The organism is Streptomyces sp. HD (assembly GCF_028369295.1).
Taxonomy (GTDB): domain Bacteria; phylum Actinomycetota; class Actinomycetes; order Streptomycetales; family Streptomycetaceae; genus Streptomyces.
In genome coordinates this window covers 15,235-34,628 of the sequence record NZ_JAQMYP010000082.1, presented here as the reverse complement: position 1 = coordinate 34,628, position 19,394 = coordinate 15,235, and the positions used below count along the sequence as shown (strand labels likewise).

Sequence of the window (19,394 nt, the reverse complement as noted above, 5' to 3'; positions counted from 1 at the left end):
GGGGGGGGGGGCCGCGGGGGGGGGGGGGGGGGGGGGGGGGGGCGGCGGGGGGGGGGGGCCCCCCCCCCTTCTGCTTGTGCGCCCACTGTCCACGGAATGGGACAGCTCTCCGGGCAAGCGATCAACATCACGTCGCTGACCTGGGAAAAACAGCCAGAGAGAGGAGCCGAAGGGTCCCGTCCGGGGCGGGCTTCTGCTTCAATGGGGACATGGCCAGCTTCCAGAAGTACTCCGCGACGGGTCGCCATGACCTTGAGCCCTTCTGGCCTTCCCGTCAGCACCACGACTTCGACCGGGTGTGTTGCCGCGCGGTGAACGCGCGGGCCCTGTAAAGCCGTACCTTCTCGGCCTTCGGCCGGCGCGACAAGGCGTTCCTCCTCCGACGGACCTCTCGCGCGAAAGAGCTGACCTCTCATGGCGAACACCCGATCTCTCTCCACCGCCGCCACGCTCAACTCCCCTGTCCCGAACGGCGCTCGGCATCATCTGCGGGCCGTCGACCGGGACGAGGTGATCGACGTCGCGGACCTGCTGCCGCCGGGTGCCACCTGGCTGCCCGCTCCCCAGCACTCCCTGCCCACGCTGCCGGGGCAGCCGCCGATGATCGGCTATCTGGTGCTGGTCCCGGCCGACCGGCAGCCGCCGGTCGCGGCGGCGGCCGATCCCAGCGGGGACTCCCTCGTCACCGTCGACAACGTCCGGCGCACCGCCGCCGTCGACGGGCGTGAACTCGACCTCACCTACCTGGAGTTCGAACTGCTCGCCCACCTCGTGGCCCACCCCCATCGCGTGCACACGCGCGACCAGCTGGTGACGACGGTGTGGGGCTACGGGCATGTGGGCGACGGCCGTACCGTCGACGTCCATATCGCCCGGCTGCGCCGCAAGCTGGGCGCCGAGCACCGGGACGCCATCCTGACCGTGCGGCGGGTGGGCTACAAGTACGCTCCGCCTGCCGGACACTGACCTCCCCGGCCGCTCCGGCGTGAAAGCTGTCTGCCGACGGCAGAGCTCTGTTCCGTCCCGCGCCGCCACCGGGCAGAGTCGTCGGCATGAGACTTCTGGTTCTGGGTGGTACGGAGTTCGCGGGGCGGGCCGTCGTGGAGGCGGCTCTCGGGCGGGGCTGGGACGTCACCGTCTTCAACCGGGGGCTGCACGAGCCTGCCGCCGGGGTGCGGTCACTGCAGGGTGACCGCACCTCACCGGACGGGCTCGCCGCCCTCGCCGAGGGTGAGTGGGACGCCGTCGTCGACACCTGGTCGGCGGCGCCGCGAGCCGTACGGGACTCGGCGCGGCTGCTGCGGGGCCGCGCCGGGCGGTATGTGTACGTGTCGAGCTGCTCGGTGTACAAGTGGGCCCCGCCCGCCGGGTACGCCGAGGACGCGCCGCTGGTCGAGGGCGCCGCGGCCGACGCGGAGCAGACCGACTACCTGCGCGACAAGCGGGGCGGCGAGCTGGCCGCCGTCGAGGAGTTCGGGGCGGACCGCTCCGTACTGGTGCGGGCCGGGCTGCTGCTCGGGCCGCACGAGAACGTCGGGCGGCTGCCCTGGTGGCTGGGACGGATCGCGCGCGGCGGTCCGGTGCTGGCGCCCGGGCCGCGGGACCTGCCCCTCCAGTACGTCGACATCCGCGACCTCGCGGAGTGGATCCTGGGGGCGGTGGAACAGGAGTTGAGCGGGCCGTACAACCTGATGAGCCGCCAAGGACACGCCACTATGGGCGAGTTGCTCGACGCCTGTGTCGCCACCGTCGGCGGGAGCGCCGAGCTGCGCTGGACCGAGCCGGAGGTGATCCTGGACGCGGGCATCGAGCCGTGGATCCAGCTGCCGGTGTGGGTGCCGCCGGGCAGCGACATGCACGACGCCCTGCACAGTGCCGATGTGTCCCGGGCCGTCGCCACGGGGCTGCGCTGCCGCCCCGTCGCCGAGACCGTCGCCGACACCTGGCGCTGGCTCCAGGACATCGGCGGCACGGCGCCCCAGCGGCCGGACCGGACCGTCAAGGGCCTCGATCCGGAGGTGGAGGCGAAGGTCCTCGCGGCGGCCGAGGGGGGTGTATCTGGCACCACCCCCTGATCCGGGGGTTCTGCCCCGTGACCGGCGCTGTCGGCTCCGCGAGACTGACGGCATGACCAACGACATGAAGAGCGGGCGGCGTTCGAGGGCACGGGGCATGGGGCTCGCCGCGCTGCGGGGGCTGGCGCTGGCGCTGATCTCCCTGCCGGGGGCCGTCCTCTGTCTCGTGCTCTCCCTCGTGTCCATCGCGCTGATACCGATCGGCGTCGGCATCGTCACGACGCCGTGGGTGCTCACGGGGGTACGGGCGTTCGCCGACTGGCGGCGGGTCCTCGCGGCGCAGTGGGGCGGGGTGCGGATCCCGTCGGCGTACCGGCAGGTGCCGTCGCCGTGGGTCGCCAGCAATCCGTGGTCGCGCACCTTCGGCATGCTGGGCGACCCGGCGACCTGGCGGGATCTGCGGTGGCTGCCGGTGGACATGACGGCGGGGTTCGTCACCGCGCTGCTGCCGGCCGTGCTGCTCTTCTATCCGCTGGAGGGTTTCGCGATCGCGGCCGGGCTGTGGCGGGCGTTCGCGGACGCCGGCGGCGGCACGTACTGGTACGGCTTCGTGCCGGTGACCGGTCAGGCGTCCGCGCTCGGTGCCGGTGCCCTGGCGCTCGTACTGCTCGTCTTCGCGCACTTCTACACCCCGCGTCTGCTCCAGGCCCACTTCCGGCTCACCCGGGCCGTCCTCAGCCCCAACCAGGGCGAACTGGCGGAACGCGTAAGGGTGTTGACGGAAACCCGGCAGGACGCCGTCGACACCTCCGCCGCCGAACTGCGCCGTATCGAACGCGATCTGCACGACGGGGCGCAGGCGCGGCTGGTGGCGATGGGGATGGATCTCGGCACCATCGAGATGCTGCTCGACAAGGACCCCGAGCAGGCCAGGCAGCTCGTCGCGCAGGCCCGGCAGTCCTCCGTGGACGCGCTCGCCGAGCTGCGCGACCTGGTGCGCGGCATCCATCCGCCGGTGCTCGCCGAGCGCGGACTGGGTGACGCCGTACGGGCGTTGGCGCTGCGGCTGCCGGTCGCGACCGAGGTGAACGTGGAACTGCCCGGGCGTGCGGAGGCGCCCGTGGAGTCCGCGGCGTACTTCGCGGTCAGCGAGGTGCTCACCAACGCGGTCAAGCACTCGGGTGCCGACCGGATCTGGATCGACCTGCATCACGTACAGGAGAGCGCGGGCCTGCTGCGTGTCTGCGTCACCGACAACGGCAGGGGCGGCGCGGCGATCGCGGCCGGTTCGGGCCTCGCCGGGGTGGAGCGGCGACTGGGTACATTCGACGGCGTCCTCGCCGTCAGCTCTCCCGCGGGCGGCCCCACCATGGTCACCATGGAGATTCCTTGCGCGTTGTCCTAGCCGAAGACCTGTTCCTCCTGCGCGACGGACTCGTCCGGCTCCTTCAGGCCTACGACTTCGAGATCGCGGCGGCCGTCGAGACCGGCCCCGAGCTGTCCCGGGCGCTGGCCGAGCTGGAGCCGGACGTCGCCGTGGTCGACGTACGTCTGCCGCCGACCAACACCGACGAGGGGCTGCAGTGTGCGCTGGAGGCCCGGCGGAAGAAGCCCGGACTGCCGGTGCTGGTGCTGTCGCAGCACGTGGAGCAGCTGTACGCGCGGGAGTTGCTCGCCGACGGCAGCGGCGGGGTGGGGTATCTGCTGAAGGACCGGGTGTTCGACGCGGAGCAGTTCGTGGACGCCGTACGGCGGGTCGCGGCGGGCGGGACCGCGATGGACCCGCAGGTGATCCAGCAGCTGCTGACCCGGCGCGCGGCCGACGACCAGCCGCTGGCCCGGCTCACGCCTCGGGAGACCGAGGTGCTGGAGCTGATGGCGCAGGGGCGGACCAACGCGGCGATCGCCGACCGCCTAGTCGTCACGGAACGGGCGATCGCCAAACACACCGCCAATATCTTCGCCAAACTGGGCCTGGAGGTGTCGGACGACGACAACCGTCGCGTGCTGGCGGTTCTCGCGTATCTCGACCACGGCCGGTGATATCGGACCGGCCGATTCACCCGTCGTGCGGGATCAACAACTCCTGGTGTTTCGGGGGCTGTTGAGCACACAGCGTTCTCACGAATCTCTCAACAATTTCCGGGACGACTGAACACCCCTGGGACCCCCTCCGTATGAATGGGAGCCGCTTCACTCCTGTCGGGCGCCTCGATGCCCCGAAAAAGGAAGTCAGAGGAGTTCCATGGGACGCAACATTCGAAAACGCCGTACGCCGCTGGCCACCAAGGCCATAGCCGCATCGGCGGCCCTAGCGCTCGGTGGGGGCGGGCTTGTATGGGCCAACTTCTATGCTTCGGCGCACGAGGACAACTCTGGGTGGAACCAGACGAAGTCCGCGAACGCCCAGGTCGCGACGATCAACTGCCCTGACGTCGGCCAACAGCTGACGAAGGTGCCGAAGAGCGCGCGCAGGGGCGTCGCCAAGGAGCTGGCGCTGCTGGACAGGCAGGTCACGGAAGCCTACAAGCGTCTCGCCGAGACGCGGCAGGCCCAGGCGGGGGACGCCAACTTCGTCAACAACGCCATCCTCGGCCCGCTGAAGTCCAAGCGTGTGGCCACGCTCGACCGGATCGGCATCAACATCAACCGGGCCGGCGGCCAGCGACCGCAGGGCCTCGACCAGCTCGCCCAGTGCCAGGGCGTCCCGGCCGAGCAGCCTCAGACCAACGACGGCCAGCAGGACGGCGACCAGAACCAGGACGGTCAGGACCAGAACAACGACGGTCAGGACCAGAACCAGGACGGTCAGAACAACGACGGTCAGGACCAGGGCGGCCAGGACGGCGGCGGACAGGACCAGGGCGGCAACGGCGGTCAGGCCGGCAACGGTCCGAACGCGGACGACTTCGTCGACATCACCCAGGTCCAGGGCAACGCCCAGCTGGGCGTGGGCGCGAACGGGCTCCCCGCGAACGGCGACTCCGGTTCGACGGGCAGCTTCACCACGAACTGCGGTACCAACGAGAACGAGAACCGCAACTCGGACAACGTGATCGTCGCCCCCGGTGTCTCCAACGGTGCCCAGCACCAGCACGACTACGTCGGCAACCAGGCGAACAACGCGTTCGCGAGCGACCAGGACCTGGCGAACGGCGACACGTCCTGCCAGAACCAGGGTGACAAGTCGTCGTACTTCTGGCCGGTGCTGCGCGTGCAGGACGGCCAGAACGACATCGACGCGAACGCCCCCGGCGGCGGTCAGGACGGCAATGTCGGCACGATCGTCCAGGCCAGCGAGGCCCAGCTGAAGTTCGTCGGCAACAAGACGAGCGATGTCGTCGCGATGCCGCAGGCCCTGCGCATCATCACCGGTGACGCCAAGTCCTTCGTCAACGGCAACAACAACGCCAACGCCAACTGGAGCTGCACCGGCTTCGAGGACAAGGTCCAGCTGCACGACAAGCTGCCGATCTGCCCCGAGGGCAGTTCGGTGGTCCGGACGAGCAACTTCCAGAGCTGCTGGGACGGTCAGAACATCGACAGCGCCAACCACCGCACGCACGTGGCGTTCGTCCAGGGCGACGGCACCTGCGCCAACGGCTTCCAGGCGATCCCCCAGCTCCAGGTCCGTCTGGTCTACGACGTTCAGGCCCCGCAGATCCAGAACGGACAGGTCCAGAACGCCTTCGCGGTGGACTCCTTCCCGGACCAGCTGCACAAGGCGATCACCGACCACAACGACTTCATCAACTTCTTCGACGAGAACACGATGAACCAGGTGGTCCAGTGCATCAACAGCGGGCAGGACTGCCAGTAGTTCTGACCCGGTAGCAACAGCGGAAAGCCGGCGGTGGGATTTCCCACCGCCGGCTTTTGCTTGCCCGGGATTTCCTGGTCAGCCGTGGTGGCTGCCGCCGCTGTTGTGACTGCCACCGGGGTTCATATGGGCGGAACCCTCTTCCATGGTCCCGCCGAGCGTGGTCTGCAGCGCCGTGACCGTCTTCTGCTGGCCGACCGCGACCCACTTGCGGCCGACGAGGTAGTAGCCGCCGTAGTCCTTAGCCCCGCTCAGCCACTCGGCCTGACCGCGGTCGGTGGCGAAGGTGGCGAGGACGAACTTGCCGTCGGTGTTCTTGCAGAGCGCCTGCCGGATTTCGTCGGCGTCCGTCTGCATGTTCGGCTTGCACTTCACCTCGGCGGCCAGGTGCTCCAGGCTGCCGGTGGCGGTCTTGGGCACGGCGGCCTGCTCGTCGCCACCGGATCCGCAGCCTGCCAGCACGAACGCCGCCGCGACACCGGCCGCCGCGAGCATGGGTCGGGTCACCTTCATGTCTTCCTCCCTGCAGGGGCCTCCCGGTGGATACGGCTCCCACGTGCGGAGCGCTCAAAATACCGCTGCCTGCGTTCGCCCACCCGTGCGAGAGTGACGCGATGAACCAGGACTGGGAAGATCGCGTGACCGCCGCATGGGCGACCTTCGACACCTACGCCGAGGAGGACGCGCCCGATTTCCGCGCCGTGATCGACGCACTCGTCGCCGAGCTGCCCGACGACAGCCCGCTGGGCCCCTTCGAGCGGGCCTGCGCCTGGGACTCGACCGGGCATTCGGACAAGGCGGTACCGCTGTACCGGGAGGCGCTCGCACGCGGACTGACCGGCTACAAGGGACGGCGGGCCAAGATCCAGATGTCCAGCTCGCTCAGGAACATCGGACAGGCCGAGGAGGGCGTCAAGCTGTTGACGCCTGAACTGGACGCCCCCTCCGACGAGCTGGACGACGCGGTACGTGCGACGCTGGCGCTGTGCCTGTCGAGCCTCGGACGTGACCGCGAGGGACTGTCCCTGGTACTGGGCGCCCTCGCCCCTCATCTGCCGCGCTACCAGCGCTCCATGGCGAACTACGCCCGGGCACTACTGGAATCCGGGGACTGAACCGGACCGGGAACGGGCCCGGGCGGTCCGGGTTCCGGTGACCAACCGACGATTCGCTCGTTCTGCTGAACGTGCAGTCACAGGATGTCGCCCCGCGCCCCGCCCCCGCCTCGGACGACCCGGTCGTCGACGTCGAGCGGGCCGAGGCCGCGCTCGTCGAGCACTACCCGCGTCTCGTCCGGCTCGCCTACCTGGTGCTGCCGCCGAGCCTCGGCCGCAACCGGCGCGTGGTGACGGCGCACTCCCTCACCCAGCGGGCGCTGCCCCGGGGCCGGGGGGCGGCGACGCCCGTGATCCCGGCCCAGTCGACCGGCCGCGAGGGCGATCCCGGGTACGCCCTGCTCCGCCTGCGTGTGCTGCGTACGGCGCTGGAGGCGAACCGCCCGCTCAAGCGGCCGGCCTGGCCCAAGCGCTCCCAACTGCCGCCCCTGCTGCCCCAGGTCTGGGGCCTGCGCCTCTTCCCCCGGTCGGGCGGCGCCGACGAACTCGCTCTGGACCAGCGGTTGTCGGCGCTGTCCGGCCCGGCGCGGGCGGCCTATGTGCTGCGCGGCCTGGAGAAGCTCCAGGACGACGACGTGTGCGAAGTGCTGGCGGCGGCCGGTGTCGACGACTGGGACGGCGCTCTGGCGGAGGCCGACACCGTCGACGCGCAGTACGCGCTGCTCGACTCCCCCGAGTTCGACCCCTGCTCGCTCCAGGCCCGGCCCACCGACCTGATGCGGCGCAGGCAGCATGTGAAGGCCGCGGTCGCCGCGGCGGCCGCCCTCCTGGTGTCCGGCGCGCTGCTCGGTCTGCCCGGCGAGGGCTGGGGCCCGGACGGTCCGGCCGCGCCCTCGTACGCGCAGAACCCGGCGGCCGAGGCCGCCCTCGACCCGGCCCAGCTGACGAAGGTGCCACCGCTGGCCTGGCAGTCCTCCGCGCGCACCGACTTCTCCGTGTGGCCCGCGCGCGGCGACCTCACGGGCGACTCGGGCCTGCTGCGCCGCGCCCTCGCCGTCTGGGCCCGCCCCGGCGAGACGGTCCAGGTCTCGGCGACCCCCGGCACCCCGGCGGGCGGCCCGCCCGGCGCTCCGCAGCTGCTGTACGCGGGGAACGTCGACAGTGCCCGCCTGGTGATCCTCTACGACGGTATGCGCATCGCCCGCTACGCCGAACCGACGGACGGCACCGAGGGCGCCGCCCTGGACTTCTCCCGCGTCGACGGCGCGACCAGGGCGGAGTCGAGCGCGGTGGTACTGAGCCGGGCCGACGGCAATGTCCGCTATCTGCTGGCGCCCTGGGTGAAGTCGGCGGCGGAACGGGACCTGCTGAAGCCGCGTACCGGACCGATGGACCTCACCGTGACCAAGGGGGTGACCTCGCCGATGGCGAGCCCCGCCACCCAGCAGACCGGCGGGTCCTGCAACTCGTGGAACGCCCTGCAGCTGACCGACAGCACCGGCTCCCGGCTGCTGACCGACCTCGCCGAACTGGTCCCGGCCCGCCTCACCACCGGGCGCCCCGGGGAGGCCAAGGACGCGACCGGTCCGGCGGCACTGCGTTCCTGGGCGCCGTACTCCTGCTGGCTGGGCGCGATGCGCTCCGCGGGTGTGCGGACGGTGAACGCGTGGACCTTTGCCCGGCAGCCGCTGCCCGACGGGACCGGCGCGGCGGACTGGGTGTGCACGCGCGCGGAGACCTGGCGGGGCGGCGGCGAGCGGGTGCTGGCCCAGTTCCGGACGCCGGGCGCGGCGCAGGCGGCGGTGGTGGCCAAGGGCCAGAACGTGTCGGCGTGCGGGGCGCGTGATCCGCATGTGCTGGCCGGGGTGCTGTGGAAGGCGCAGTCGGGCGGCTGGTACCTGCTGGCGGCGGGTGCCCGGGACACGGAGTCGATCCGGGCCACGGGCGGCGTCCGGGGCGTCTCCGAGGGCAGTCTGCTGGCCCTGCGGGCCGCTCAGGGTGTACAGGCCGACCTGAAGGGCACGCTGGAGAGCGGACGTTCGATCAGCGGTCTTGAGTAAGCCTTGCTGACACTCGCGTAAACAAGGTCGTGCACGGGGGTTCACCCACGACCTACCCGTCAGTACATTGACGCCATGTCTAATACGCAGGACCGGGTGACCCTCAAGGCCCGCAAGGTGTCCTTCTCCTGGGAAGACACCCCGTTGCACTGGGTGCCCGGGGATCCGTTCACCACGCACACCATCAATGTGCTGCATCTGCTCCTGCCGGCGGGCGAGCGGTGGTTCGTGCACGTCTACAAGCAGGTGCTGCCGTTCATCCGGGACGAGCGGCTGCGCGAGGACGTCATCGGGTTCATCGGCCAGGAGGCGATGCACTCGCAGGCCCATGACGAGGTGCTGCCCCATCTGCGGGAGCAGGGGCTCGACCCGACGCCGTACACCGCACAGGTGGACTGGCTCTTCGAGAAGCTGCTCGGCGACCGCACGCTGCCGCCGGGCCGGGCGCGCCACTGGTGGCTGATGGAGCGGGTGGCGATCATCGCGGCCATCGAGCACTACACCGCCTTCCTCGGCGACTGGGTGCTCAACGCCGAGGAGTTGGACCGCCGCGGCGCTGATCCGACCATGCTGGACCTGCTGCGCTGGCACGGCGCCGAGGAGGTCGAGCACCGGTCGGTCGCCTTCGACCTGTTCATGCACGTCGACGGCAGCTACCGGCGACGGGCGCGGACCTGGGCGACCGCGTTCACGGCCCTTGTCTTTCTCTGGCAGCGCGGGGCGCGCTTCTTCATGGAGAACGACCCGTCGCTCGTCGACGGCAGGGCGAGCTTCAAGGACTTCTACGTCCGGGGCAGGCGCGGCACGCTCCCCGCGACCGGGGACATGCTGAGGTCCATACCCCGCTATCTGAGCCGTGCGTACCACCCCTCCCAGGAGGGGTGCACCGAGCAGGCCGTCGCCTATCTCGCCTCCTCCCCCGCCGCGCTGGCCGCCGAGACGGCCGAGAAGTCCGCGAAGGGTGCCGCCTGATGCCGAAGCTCCGGACCGTCGCCGTGGTCGCCGGTGCCGCCCTGCTCGCCCGGCGGGCGATGCGGCGCCGTATCCAGGCCTCGCCGCTGTGGCCGATGCCCGCCCTGGAGGAGCCGGTCTCCGGACGGCCGCGGTCGCGGGCGCTGCGTCTGCTGGTGGCCGCGCGCGAGGAGGTCGCCGAGGGGGTCGTCCGACTACGGCTGGAGGGGCGCGACCTGCCGCGCTGGGAGCCCGGCGCGCATCTCGACCTGGTTCTGCCGTCGGGGCTGGTTCGGCAGTACTCGCTGTGCGGCGACCCGGCGGACGGCTCGGCGTACACCGTGGCGGCCCGGCTGGTCCCGGACGGGCGGGGCGGCTCACGCGAGGTGCACGAGCAGGTGCGGGAGGGCATGGAGCTGGAGGTGCGGGGGCCGCGCAATCGGTTCGCGCTGGTCGAGGCGGCGTCGTACGTCTTCGTCGCCGGAGGCATCGGGATCACCCCGGTGCTGCCGATGCTGCGGGCGCTGCCGGACGGTGTCGAGTGGCGGTTGCTGTACTGCGGACGTGACCGGGCCTCGATGCCGTTCGTTGCGGAGGTCGAGAAGCTCGGCGGGGACCGGGTGACCGTCGTGGCGGGGGTGCCGGATCTCGACTCGGCGCTCGCGGGGGTGCCCGAGGACGCCGCCGTCTACTGCTGCGGACCGGAGGGGCTGATGGCCGCGGTGGAGGAACGGTTCCCGAAGGTTCACCTGGAGCGGTTCACACCCCGCGTCTCGGGCGGCGATGCCTTCGAGGTCGAACTGCGGCGCAGCGGGCGGACGTTGAGCGTCCCCGCCGGCTCGACCGTCCTGGCCGCCGTGCGCGCCGAGCTGCCGAACACCGCGTACTCCTGCGAGCAGGGCTTCTGCGGGACCTGCCAACAGCGGGTGCTGGAGGGCGAGGTGGACCACCGGGACGAGCTGCTGACGGACGCGGAGCGGGCCGACTCCATGCTGATCTGTGTGTCACGGGCCAGAAGTGAGCGACTCGTGCTCGACATGTGAACACCTGAGGTCGGTCTGGTCCATTCGGGGCCGGAATCGATCGGTAAGGTGTTCGCATGACTACCGGGGTACGGCGCAGAATGGGAGTCGATGAGCGGCGGCAGCAGCTGATCGGCGTCGCCCTCGACCTGTTCAGCCGGCGCTCGCCCGACGACGTCTCCATTGACGAGATAGCGTCGGCCGCCGGCATCTCGCGCCCGCTGGTCTACCACTACTTCCCCGGCAAACTCAGCCTGTACGAAGCCGCGTTGAAGCGTGCCTCGGAGGAACTGGCAGGCCGGTTCGTCGAGCCGCAGGAAGGGCCGCTGGGGGCGCGGCTGTTGCGGGTGATGCGCCGGTTCTTCGACTTCGTCGAGGAACACGGGCCCGGTTTCTCCGCGCTGATGCGGGGCGGACCGGCCGTCGGCTCGACGGCGACGAACGCGCTCATCGACTCCGTGCGGCAGGCCGCGTACGTCCAGATCCTTTCGCATCTGCGGGTGGAGAACCCGCCCGCGCGTCTGGAGCTGGTCGTCCGCTCCTGGATCTCGCTCGCCGAGTCGACGGCGCTGATCTGGCTGGACGGCCGGCGCATCCCGCGCGCCGAGCTGGAGGTCCAGCTGGTGCACGACTTCGCCGCGCTGGCCGCCGTCAGCGCCGCCTACGACGAGGAGATGGGCGCACTGCTGCGCCACATGCTGAAGGACGAGCCGGCCGACGGCCCGTTCAACGACCTGGTCGCCCGGCTGATCTCACTCGCGTCCCAGGACAGGCCCTAGCGCTCGAACTTGCGGTACGACGGATCGAGGTCGCGTACCTCGGCCGAGGCGTGCAGGACGGTGCCGTCGTCCTCGATGTGACTGCGCAGCAACTCCAGGACCGCCTCGGTCAGCTTCGCCTTGGTCTCCTCGGTGCGGCCGGCGAGCAGGCCGAGGGTGACATGGACGACCGCGTGGCCCTGTTCCTCGGGGTCCTCGTAGCCGAAGGCGGTGACGTCGCTGGGCCGGAACTGTGTCTTGCACGCCTCCGGCTTGGCCGCCGCGATCTCGACGGTCGCGGTGTGCAGGTCCCGGGCGAAGGCCGCCCGGTCGAAGGAGATCGCCTTCGAGTGGTCGACGGTGATCTGCGGCATGAGCACTCCTGTTCTACGTCGGCAGCGCTCACCCTAACCGCAGCGCCAGCATCGCGATGTCGTCCTCTCGGTCGTGCCCGAAGCAGCCCAGCAGGGTGTCGCACAGCGCGTCGAGGCCGGCCGGGGCGTCGGCGGCGGCCGTGCGCAGTTGCTCCATGGAGGCGGCGAGGTCGATGCCGCGGGTCTCGATGAGGCCGTCGGTGACCATCAGGAGCCGGTCCTCCCGGGCCAGCACCAGCTCGGTCGGCTCGGGCCGGTCGAGTTCGAGCCCGAGCAGCGGACCGCACACCGGGACGTACTCGGCCTTGCCCTTCTCCCGCACGATCAGCGGCGGTATGTGCCCCGCGTTGGCGATCCGGGCCCGTCCGGTGCCGGGTTCGACCAGGGCCAGGCAGACCGTGGCGGTGACGTCGGGGTGGTAGTGCTGCAGCATCCGGTCGAGCCGTTCGGCCAGCACCGCCGGGTCGCTCTCCTCGACGCAGTGGGCGCGCAGCGCGTGCCGGATCTCCACCATGACGGTGGCCGCCTCCAACGAGTGCCCGACGACGTCCCCGACCGCGGTGAGCACCCCCTCCCCGGTGCGCAGGGCGGCATAGAAGTCGCCGCCGATCTCGGCCTGCCGGGAGGCGGGAACGTACCGTACGACGATGTCGATGCCCGGCAGCTCGGGCAGCCGGTGCGGCTGGGGCAGGAAGCTGTGCTGGAGGGTGAGGGCGATGTCCCGCTCCGCCTCGTACATCAGCAGCGGTTCGGCGGCCAGCGCGGTGGCCTGGGCGAGCCGGTCGAGGAGCCCGTCGCCCGACGGGGCCGGCTCGGGAAACACCGGGTTGCGTGCGGGCCGGGCCGTGAGGGAGGCGTACACGGGGTCCGGCCCGGGGATCATCGAGGGCGGCCAGCGCCCGTCCGGGACGGTTTCGTACACCGCGTCCGGTACGGCGGCCCGGTGCGCGGGGGTGGCGACGCACACCGGTGTGCGTCCCTCCTGGGTGAGCGCCAGCACCAGGCGGGCGTCCTCCTGGACGCCGGGCCGGAAGAAGCCCGAGGGCCACAGCGGCGCCGGCACGACGGTGCTGTGCACGCCGGCCCGCCCGCCCCACCCTTTCGCGATCCGGGTGATCAGCCGGGCGGCCGCCTCGTGCCCGCCGGCGTCGGGCAGCGCGAGTCTGCTGCGTGAGCTGCCGTGGTGCGTCTCGCCGTCCGGGCCGATGACCAGAACCACGGCGGGTGTCCCGGTGAGCCGGGCCGCACCGACGGCGGCGGCGTCGGCCAGTCCCCCCAGGCAGCGCGCGGTCTGTACGCCGACGGTCGCCTCCGTCAACAGCGCCAGCCGGAGCGCCAGCGCCTCGGCCGCGGTGCGCCGACGGGACCCGCGCACGGCGGCCCGTACGACGGCCTCGATCTCGCTCGGCTCGGCCGGCACCGTCAGATAGGCGTCGGCGCCCGAGTCGAGCCCCCGGCACCGGTCCCCCGTCTCCAGGGCCGTGGCGGAGAAGTGGACGACGGGCAGCGCGGCCGTGGACGGCCGGGACTTGACCCGTCGGCACAGTTCGAAGCCGTTCATGTCCGGCAGCCCGACGTCGACGAGGGCCACGTCGGGCAGGGCGCCCGCGCGCAGCCGCACATCGAGCTCGATCAGCGCCTCGCCCGCGCTCGCCACCGGTACGACGTCGTGGCCCGCCCGGCGCAGCACTGCGCCCATGGCATAGCGGCTGGCCGAGACGTCGTCCACGACCATCACGGTCGTATCTGACTCCATTCCGTAACCGTCCATCGTCGCTCGCCCTTGGGTACGCACGAATGGGGCGGGCCCGGTGACCGGGCCCGCCCCATTCAAGCTAGCGCCGTGTCAGGAGGTTCGGGAGAAGATTGCAACAGTGCGCCCCGGAACGGCGAACGTGCCCGATTCCGCTTCGTAGGAGGAGGACTTGACGATAGAGTCCGCCCCCGAGGCCTGCACCGGATGCAGCCGGTAGCCCTGGCCGGCCAGGGCGGCGATCCGCTGTTCCTGCTTCTCGGGCGTCGCGTTGAAGACGACGACGAGGTCACCGAGCCGCATGGTGATCACGCCGGGCGTCTCCTCCTTCCCCGACAGCGGGAAGGACAGCTTCGACTGCACCTGCTCCGCCGTGCCGAGGGAGAAGGCGCTCTCCGTCGTACGGATCCTGAGCAGGTCGCGGTAGGCCGCCGAGGCGCCCTCGATCTGCGCGCAGCCGACCTTGACGGTGCCGAGCAGCGGCTTGGCGTACGGCCACTTGGAGCTGTTGTCGGCCGCCAACGGCAGCCCTCGCCCGAAGCCGTTGCCGTCGGCGCAGTTCCAGTGGATGGCGTTGAACCAGTCGCCGCTGTCGTAGGAGTTGCGGTCCAGCGACTTGGAGCGCAGCAGGTCGGTGCCGGCCTGGGAGAGGGCCGGGCCCTGCGAGAGGCCGGCCGTGGCCATGGCGAGGACCTGCATACGGGCGCGGTCCGCCGCGCTCACCGAGGTGGGCAGCTTGAAGGCGAGGGCGTCGAACAGCGACTCGTTGTCGTGCGCGTCCGCGTAGGCGAGGGCGTCGCCGGGGGCCGCCGCGTATCCGGCGGGTGCGCCGTTGTAGTCGACGTCGGAGCCCTTGACCTCCTTGCCGCTGGTGTCGGTGAAGCGGTAGGCGGCGAGATTGCCGGACAGGCCGACCTTGATGAGGTCCTGGTAGTGCAGGAGGCGGGCCTTCTGCTCGGCCGGAGTGCCTTGGTTCTTGGACGAGTTGGGCTCGGTGAAGAGGCCGGAGGCGAAGCCCTGGACGCCGGGGTCCTCGTCGAAGGGGCCGCCGCCGCGCACCGCGTCCCGCGCCCGGTCGGAGAAGGTCGCGATGCCGGTGCCGGCCATGTTCTTCTGGGTGGCCTGGACGAAGCGGGCGTCGTCGGCGACCTCACCGAAGTTCCAGCCCTCGCCGTACAGGATGATCTTCTTGCCGTCGACGCCGTCCTCGGCGAGGGTCAGCTCGTCCAGCGCCTTGCGAACGGCCAGGATGTTGGCCTTGGGGTGGTGGCCCATGAGGTCGAAGCGGAAGCCGTCGACCTTGTACTGCCTGGCCCAGGTGACGATCGAGTCGACGACCAGCTTGCCCATCATGGCGTTCTCGGTGGCGGTGTTGGCACAGCAGGTGCTGTTCGCGACCGAGCCGTCGGCGAGGAGCCGCTGGTAGTAGCCGGGGACGACCTTGTCGAGGACGCTGGTGTCCGCCTGGCCGCTCGCCGGAGTGTGGTTGTAGACGACGTCCATGACGACGCGCAGGCCGTCCTCGTTGAGCGCCTTGACCATCCTGCGGAACTCGACGGTACGCGCGGTGCCGTCGGGGTCGGAGGCGTACGAGCCCTCGGGGACCGTGTAGTGGTACGGGTCGTAGCCCCAGTTGTAGGCGTCCTTCGCGGCGATCTTCGCCACGCACTCCTGCTGCTTGTCGGAATCGGCCGGGAAGGCGGCGAGGTCGCAGTCGGTGGTCGCCTGCTCGGACTTCTTCTCCGGGATGGTGGCGATGTCGAAGGCGGGCAGCAGGTGGACGTACGACGTGCCCGCCTCGGCCAGCTTCTTCAGGTGCTTGGAGCCGTCGCTCAGCTTGTCGGTGAAGGCGAGATAGGTGCCCTTGTCCTTGGCGGGCACCGTCTTGTCCGCCACCGAGAAGTCCCGGACGTGCAGCTCCTGGATCTGCGCGTCCCTCAGCGGCACCGCCTTCGGCTTGGTGTACGTCGACCAGCCGGCCGGCGCCAGGGACCTGTCGCGCAGGTCGACGACGAGGCTGCGCTCGGAGTTAGCGGTGAGGGCGACCGAGTACGGGTCGGTGACCTTGTTGGTGACGACCTTGCGCACGCTGGGCGCCCAGACCCTGACGACGTACCGGTACGGCTTGTTCTTCCAGGACCCCGGGCCGGTGACGGACCAGACGCCGGTGCTGTCGTTCCGCTTCATGGCGACGGTCGAGTCGCCGATCTCCAGCTTGACCGACTGTGCCGTGGGCGCCCAGACGGCCAGCGTCGGGCGACCCTTGTCGAAGGTGGGTCCGAGGTCGGCCTTCGTCGCCCCGGGGTACAGGTCGTCCAGTACGCCGGCGATCTGCACGCCGGTCGCGGCCGGCACGGCACCGTTCGCGGCACGCTGGGAGGCGACGAGCTGGCCGCGCAGGGCCTCGCGGACCCGGTCGCGGTCACGCGGGTCGACGGACCAGGCGGCGTAGTTCTTCAGGTGCGGGAACTTCGCCTTCTGGGCGTCGGTGAGGGAGGTCTTGGACAGCCGCAGCCACCGCTCGTCGTTGCTGGTCAGCGCGCCGTCCTTGACGGTGATCGAGCCGGTCCTGCTGTACAGCAGCTGGGTGGAGGCGGCGGCCTCGGAGCCGTTCCAGGCGAGCGTGTTCCGGTCGATCCAGACCGCCTTGGAGGTCGTCAGGTCGAGCGCGGCCGCGGAGCCCGCCGGCTGCGGGAGCAGGTACTTCTCCTGGCCGCTCAACAGCCACACCTCGTGGCCGCTCGCCGTGAGGTCGAGCGACTGGTCGGCGGGCAGGTCCTTCTCGTCGCCCTTGTGGAGGATGTAGCTGAGGCTGGTGGCACCATCGGTGAGCGGTACCTCGAAGACCGCACCATAACTGTCAGTCTTGACCGGCTTCAGGGGGTTCGACCACTCGGTGGGGTTCGCCGCACCCGTCCAGGTGTGCAGGCCCCAGCCGTCGTAGTTCCCGTCGGCGCGGTGGTAGTGCAGGACGGCCTTGGACTTGTCCGGCGCCGGGTAGTCGGCCGCCGGCCTCTCGGTGCGGACGGTCTCCTTGCCCTGCTCGATCCAGATCTCGCCGGTCTTGGTGACGTCGATCGTGCGGTCGGCGGAGACGTCCTTGTTGCCGTCCTTGTCGATGACGAGGAAGCCGACACTGGAGGCGCCCGGCTTCAGCTTGACGTAGGCGAAGGCGCCGTAGGAGTCACGGCCGGTGAAGGGGTGGCTCTTCGGCCAGTCGGTGGACTCGCCGTCGGCCAGGTCGCCCCAGGCGTACACGCCCCAGTTCGCGTAGTCGCCGTCGGTGCGCTTGTAGTGGACGACGGCGTAGTCGCGGGAGGCGGCGCTCGGGTTCTCGGGGGCGGGCGGGGTGCCGGTAGTGCTCTGGGCGAGTGCGCTCGCCGTGCAGCCGGCCGAGTCCACGGCGACGGCCTTGTAGCGCAGAGCAGTTCCGGCCGGTGCGTCCTCGCCGATGACCTGGGTGACCTTGTACGGGGCGTGGTCGGCCGTGCCGAGGGTCTTCCACCTGCCGTCTCCGACCTGGGCGGCGAAGACGACACGGTTGAGCCGGCCGCCGTCGACGGCGGCGGTGAGCTCCACGGTGCCGGTGGCTCCGGCGGCCGGTGCCTTCAGGGTGACCGTCGGCCCGGTGGCGGGCTCGGCGAGCTTGCCGGCCGCCTTGTAGACGACCGCCGAGCCGCTCGGCACGGTGACGGTGACCTTCTTGTCGGCGTCGCTCCTGAGGGAGCCGTCGGCACCGTAGACACCCTTGAACGCCATACCGGCCGAACCGGTCGCGAAGGTCGCCGTCTTCGCGTCGTCCGCGTTGTTGAGGGCGACGACGTACTCGACGCCCGTCCTGGCGTCGGTGCGGGAGAAGGCGTAGACGCCGGCGCCGTCGGCCGCGTGGCGCTCGGTCTGGACTCCGTCGGCGAGGGCCGGGTTGGCCTTGCGGAGCTTGGCGAGGGCGCTGATCTGCTTGTAGAGCGGGGCGCCGGTGTCGTAGGCGTCGCTCGCGTGGGTGCGGTCGGTGCCGATCTGGTCGTCGTCGAGGTAGTCGGCGGTCTTCGAGGCGAACAGGGTCTGGCGGGCGTCCTTGTCGCCACCGGCGCCGGTGAAGCCCTGCTCGTCGCCGTAGTAGACGACCGGGTTGCCGCGGCTGAGGAACATCAGCTCGTTCGCGAGCTTGTCCTTCTTCAGCAGTTCGGCGTCGGTCGCCTTGGGGTTGTCCTGGTTCAGGAAGTACCCGATGCGGCCCATGTCGTGGTTGCCGAGGAAGGTGACCTGCTCATAGGCGTTGGCCTTGTCGGTCGTGTACTTGTAGTCGTCGCCGAAGACACCCGCGAGCTTCTTCGCGCTGCCGCCCTGGGAGGCGTACTGCCGTGCCGCCTCCTGGAAGGGGAAGTCGAGCGTGGCGTCGAGGCGGCCCTGGGTGACGTACGGCGACGTCACGTTCGGGTCGGCCGAGTAGACCTCGCCGAACATGAAGAAGTCGTCGCGGCCCTGCTTGGCCGCGTAGGAGTCGAGCGCCGTGGCCCACTGGGTCCAGAACTCCATGTTGACGTGCTTCACGGTGTCGATGCGGAAGCCGTCGATGTCGAAGTCCCTGACCCACCGCTGGTAGATCTTCTCCATGCCGCTGACGACCTCGGGACGCTCGGTCCACAGGTCGTCGAGGCCGCCGAAGTCGCCGTGCGTGGAGCTCTCACCGGCGAAGGTGGAGTCGCCGCGGTTGTGGTACATCGTCGGGTCGTTGAGCCACGACGGGACCTTGGCGTTCTTGGTGGCCTGAGGCGTGCGCGGAAAGGAGGCGGTGTCGACGGCCGGGAACCCGGACTTGCCGTCCGCGTAGTCGGCGTCGTCGAACGGCTCGCCCTCCTTGGTCAGATAGGGGAAGGCACCTTTGGAGAGGTAGTCGTAGGACTTCTCCTCATAGTCGACGACATCAGCGGTGTGGTTGGTGATGACGTCGAAGTAGACCTTCATGCCCTTGGCGTGCGCCTTGGAGATGAGGGTTTCGAGGTCCTTGTTGGTGCCGAAGTGCGGGTCGACCTGGGTGAAGTCCGATATCCAGTAACCGTGGTAGGCCGCGGAGGCGTCACTCCCCGTCCCCTGCACGGGCCGGTTCTTGAAGATCGGCGCCATCCAGATGGAGGTGGTGCCGAGCCCCTTGATGTAGTCGAGGCGCTTGGTGAGGCCCTTGAGGTCGCCGCCCTGGTAGAAGCCCTTGTCGGTGGGGTCGTACCCGGTGGCCAGGCGGGAACCGGTCAGGCCGCCCTTGTCGTTGCTCGCGTCGCCATTGGCGAAACGGTCCGGCAGGACGAAGTAGAACTGCTCCCGGGTGGCGTCGTGCCGGGCGGGCTCGGCGGCCATGGTGGCGTCGGACGGGGGCGGAGGCGGGGTGTCCGCCCGCGCCGCGAGGGGCTGGACGAGCGCTGCGGCCAGCGCGGTCACGGTGACCGCAGCGACCCGTCCGGCATGGGCGGTTCGACGCCTGGACGGCATCGGCCATCTCGCTATCACAGATGGGCTCCTTGCGAATACGGCTCTTTGGGTCCGACCCCGCGCGACCGTATCGCCGCCGAAAGGTTTACAGCAAGAGTCTTG

The 19,394-nt window shown here is 70.6% G+C and carries 14 protein-coding genes; 10 read left to right on the top strand and 4 right to left on the bottom strand.

All coding sequences use genetic code 11. The features are described from left to right. The first annotated feature begins 414 nt into the window (after positions 1-414). The 5 genes from POF73_RS43045 (at position 415) to POF73_RS43025 (ending at position 5,835) form a co-directional block, all read left to right on the top strand. Entirely contained in the window at positions 415-966 is a 552-nt protein-coding gene (locus POF73_RS43045) for a winged helix-turn-helix domain-containing protein (RefSeq protein WP_272124871.1), read from the top strand. An 86-nt stretch (positions 967-1,052) separates the two neighbouring features. Then, positions 1,053-2,075 (top strand): SDR family oxidoreductase, encoded by a 1,023-nt coding sequence (locus POF73_RS43040; protein ID WP_272124870.1) that lies wholly within the window; start codon positions 1,053-1,055, stop codon positions 2,073-2,075. Positions 2,076-2,127: 52 nt separating this feature from the next. Beyond that, complete coding sequence (locus tag POF73_RS43035) at positions 2,128-3,420, top strand: sensor histidine kinase (protein ID WP_272124869.1); 1,293 nt, start codon at positions 2,128-2,130, stop codon at positions 3,418-3,420. Continuing rightward, positions 3,405-4,058, top strand: coding sequence for a LuxR C-terminal-related transcriptional regulator (locus POF73_RS43030; RefSeq protein ID WP_272124868.1), 654 nt, complete (start codon positions 3,405-3,407; stop codon positions 4,056-4,058). Before POF73_RS43035 ends, POF73_RS43030 begins: the two co-directional genes overlap by 16 nt. A gap of 202 nt (positions 4,059-4,260) precedes the next feature. Beyond that, positions 4,261-5,835 carry a DUF1996 domain-containing protein gene (locus POF73_RS43025; RefSeq protein ID WP_272124867.1) on the top strand — a complete coding sequence of 525 codons (1,575 nt, stop codon included), beginning with the start codon at positions 4,261-4,263 and terminating at the stop codon, positions 5,833-5,835. A gap of 78 nt (positions 5,836-5,913) precedes the next feature. Here POF73_RS43025 and POF73_RS43020 read toward each other — a convergent pair whose 3' ends face one another. Then, the gene (locus tag POF73_RS43020; RefSeq protein WP_272124866.1) at positions 5,914-6,348 is read right to left on the bottom strand and encodes a hypothetical protein; all 435 of its coding nucleotides are present in this window, start codon (positions 6,346-6,348) and stop codon (positions 5,914-5,916) included. A 101-nt stretch (positions 6,349-6,449) separates the two neighbouring features. On the opposite strand from POF73_RS43020, the gene POF73_RS43015 reads away from it, so the two are divergent. From POF73_RS43015 to POF73_RS42995, 5 genes are all read left to right on the top strand, one after another. Continuing rightward, positions 6,450-6,950: a tetratricopeptide repeat protein gene (locus tag POF73_RS43015; protein WP_272124865.1), complete on the top strand. Its 501-nt coding sequence runs from the start codon at positions 6,450-6,452 to the stop codon at positions 6,948-6,950. A gap of 71 nt (positions 6,951-7,021) precedes the next feature. After that, complete coding sequence (locus POF73_RS43010; protein ID WP_272124864.1) at positions 7,022-8,950, top strand: hypothetical protein; 1,929 nt, start codon at positions 7,022-7,024, stop codon at positions 8,948-8,950. 75 nt (positions 8,951-9,025) lie between these two features. After that, entirely contained in the window at positions 9,026-9,922 is an 897-nt protein-coding gene (locus tag POF73_RS43005; RefSeq protein ID WP_272124863.1) for a metal-dependent hydrolase, read from the top strand. Beyond that, a complete protein-coding gene (locus tag POF73_RS43000; protein ID WP_272124862.1) occupies positions 9,922-10,944 on the top strand; it encodes a PDR/VanB family oxidoreductase in 1,023 nt (340 codons plus the stop codon). The genes POF73_RS43005 and POF73_RS43000 overlap by 1 nt, the downstream gene beginning before the upstream one ends. Before the next feature lie 56 nt (positions 10,945-11,000). Then, positions 11,001-11,702, top strand: a complete 702-nt coding sequence (locus POF73_RS42995) for a TetR/AcrR family transcriptional regulator (RefSeq protein ID WP_272124861.1) — start codon at positions 11,001-11,003, stop codon at positions 11,700-11,702. On the opposite strand, the gene POF73_RS42990 is transcribed toward POF73_RS42995, so the two are convergent. The 3 genes from POF73_RS42990 to pulA form a co-directional block, all read right to left on the bottom strand. After that, on the bottom strand, positions 11,699-12,055 hold the full coding sequence (locus POF73_RS42990) for a 5-carboxymethyl-2-hydroxymuconate Delta-isomerase (RefSeq protein WP_272124860.1): 357 nt from the start codon (positions 12,053-12,055) through the stop codon (positions 11,699-11,701). The two genes, POF73_RS42995 and POF73_RS42990, sit on opposite strands and share 4 nt — an antisense overlap. A 28-nt stretch (positions 12,056-12,083) precedes the next feature. Continuing rightward, positions 12,084-13,826: a SpoIIE family protein phosphatase gene (locus POF73_RS42985; RefSeq protein ID WP_443049747.1), complete on the bottom strand. Its 1,743-nt coding sequence runs from the start codon at positions 13,824-13,826 to the stop codon at positions 12,084-12,086. Positions 13,827-13,901: 75 nt separating this feature from the next. After that, positions 13,902-19,310 carry a pullulanase-type alpha-1,6-glucosidase gene (gene pulA / locus POF73_RS42980; protein WP_272124858.1) on the bottom strand — a complete coding sequence of 1,803 codons (5,409 nt, stop codon included), beginning with the start codon at positions 19,308-19,310 and terminating at the stop codon, positions 13,902-13,904. Positions 19,311-19,394 lie beyond the last annotated feature (84 nt).

Excerpts from the sequence above, each read along its gene's own strand:
- POF73_RS43020 (WP_272124866.1), bottom strand. The coding sequence starts at position 6,348 with ATGAAGGTGACCCGACCCATGCTCGCGGCGGCCGGTGTCGCGGCGGCG.
- POF73_RS43035 (WP_272124869.1), top strand. The coding sequence starts at position 2,128 with ATGACCAACGACATGAAGAGCGGGCGGCGTTCGAGGGCACGGGGCATG.
- POF73_RS43015 (WP_272124865.1), top strand. The coding sequence starts at position 6,450 with ATGAACCAGGACTGGGAAGATCGCGTGACCGCCGCATGGGCGACCTTC.
- POF73_RS43005 (WP_272124863.1), top strand. The coding sequence starts at position 9,026 with ATGTCTAATACGCAGGACCGGGTGACCCTCAAGGCCCGCAAGGTGTCC.
- POF73_RS42995 (WP_272124861.1), top strand. The coding sequence starts at position 11,001 with ATGACTACCGGGGTACGGCGCAGAATGGGAGTCGATGAGCGGCGGCAG.
- POF73_RS43045 (WP_272124871.1), top strand. The coding sequence starts at position 415 with ATGGCGAACACCCGATCTCTCTCCACCGCCGCCACGCTCAACTCCCCT.
- POF73_RS43040 (WP_272124870.1), top strand. The coding sequence starts at position 1,053 with ATGAGACTTCTGGTTCTGGGTGGTACGGAGTTCGCGGGGCGGGCCGTC.
- POF73_RS42985 (WP_443049747.1), bottom strand. The coding sequence starts at position 13,826 with ATGGACGGTTACGGAATGGAGTCAGATACGACCGTGATGGTCGTGGAC.
- POF73_RS43025 (WP_272124867.1), top strand. The coding sequence starts at position 4,261 with ATGGGACGCAACATTCGAAAACGCCGTACGCCGCTGGCCACCAAGGCC.
- POF73_RS43000 (WP_272124862.1), top strand. The coding sequence starts at position 9,922 with ATGCCGAAGCTCCGGACCGTCGCCGTGGTCGCCGGTGCCGCCCTGCTC.
- POF73_RS42990 (WP_272124860.1), bottom strand. The coding sequence starts at position 12,055 with ATGCCGCAGATCACCGTCGACCACTCGAAGGCGATCTCCTTCGACCGG.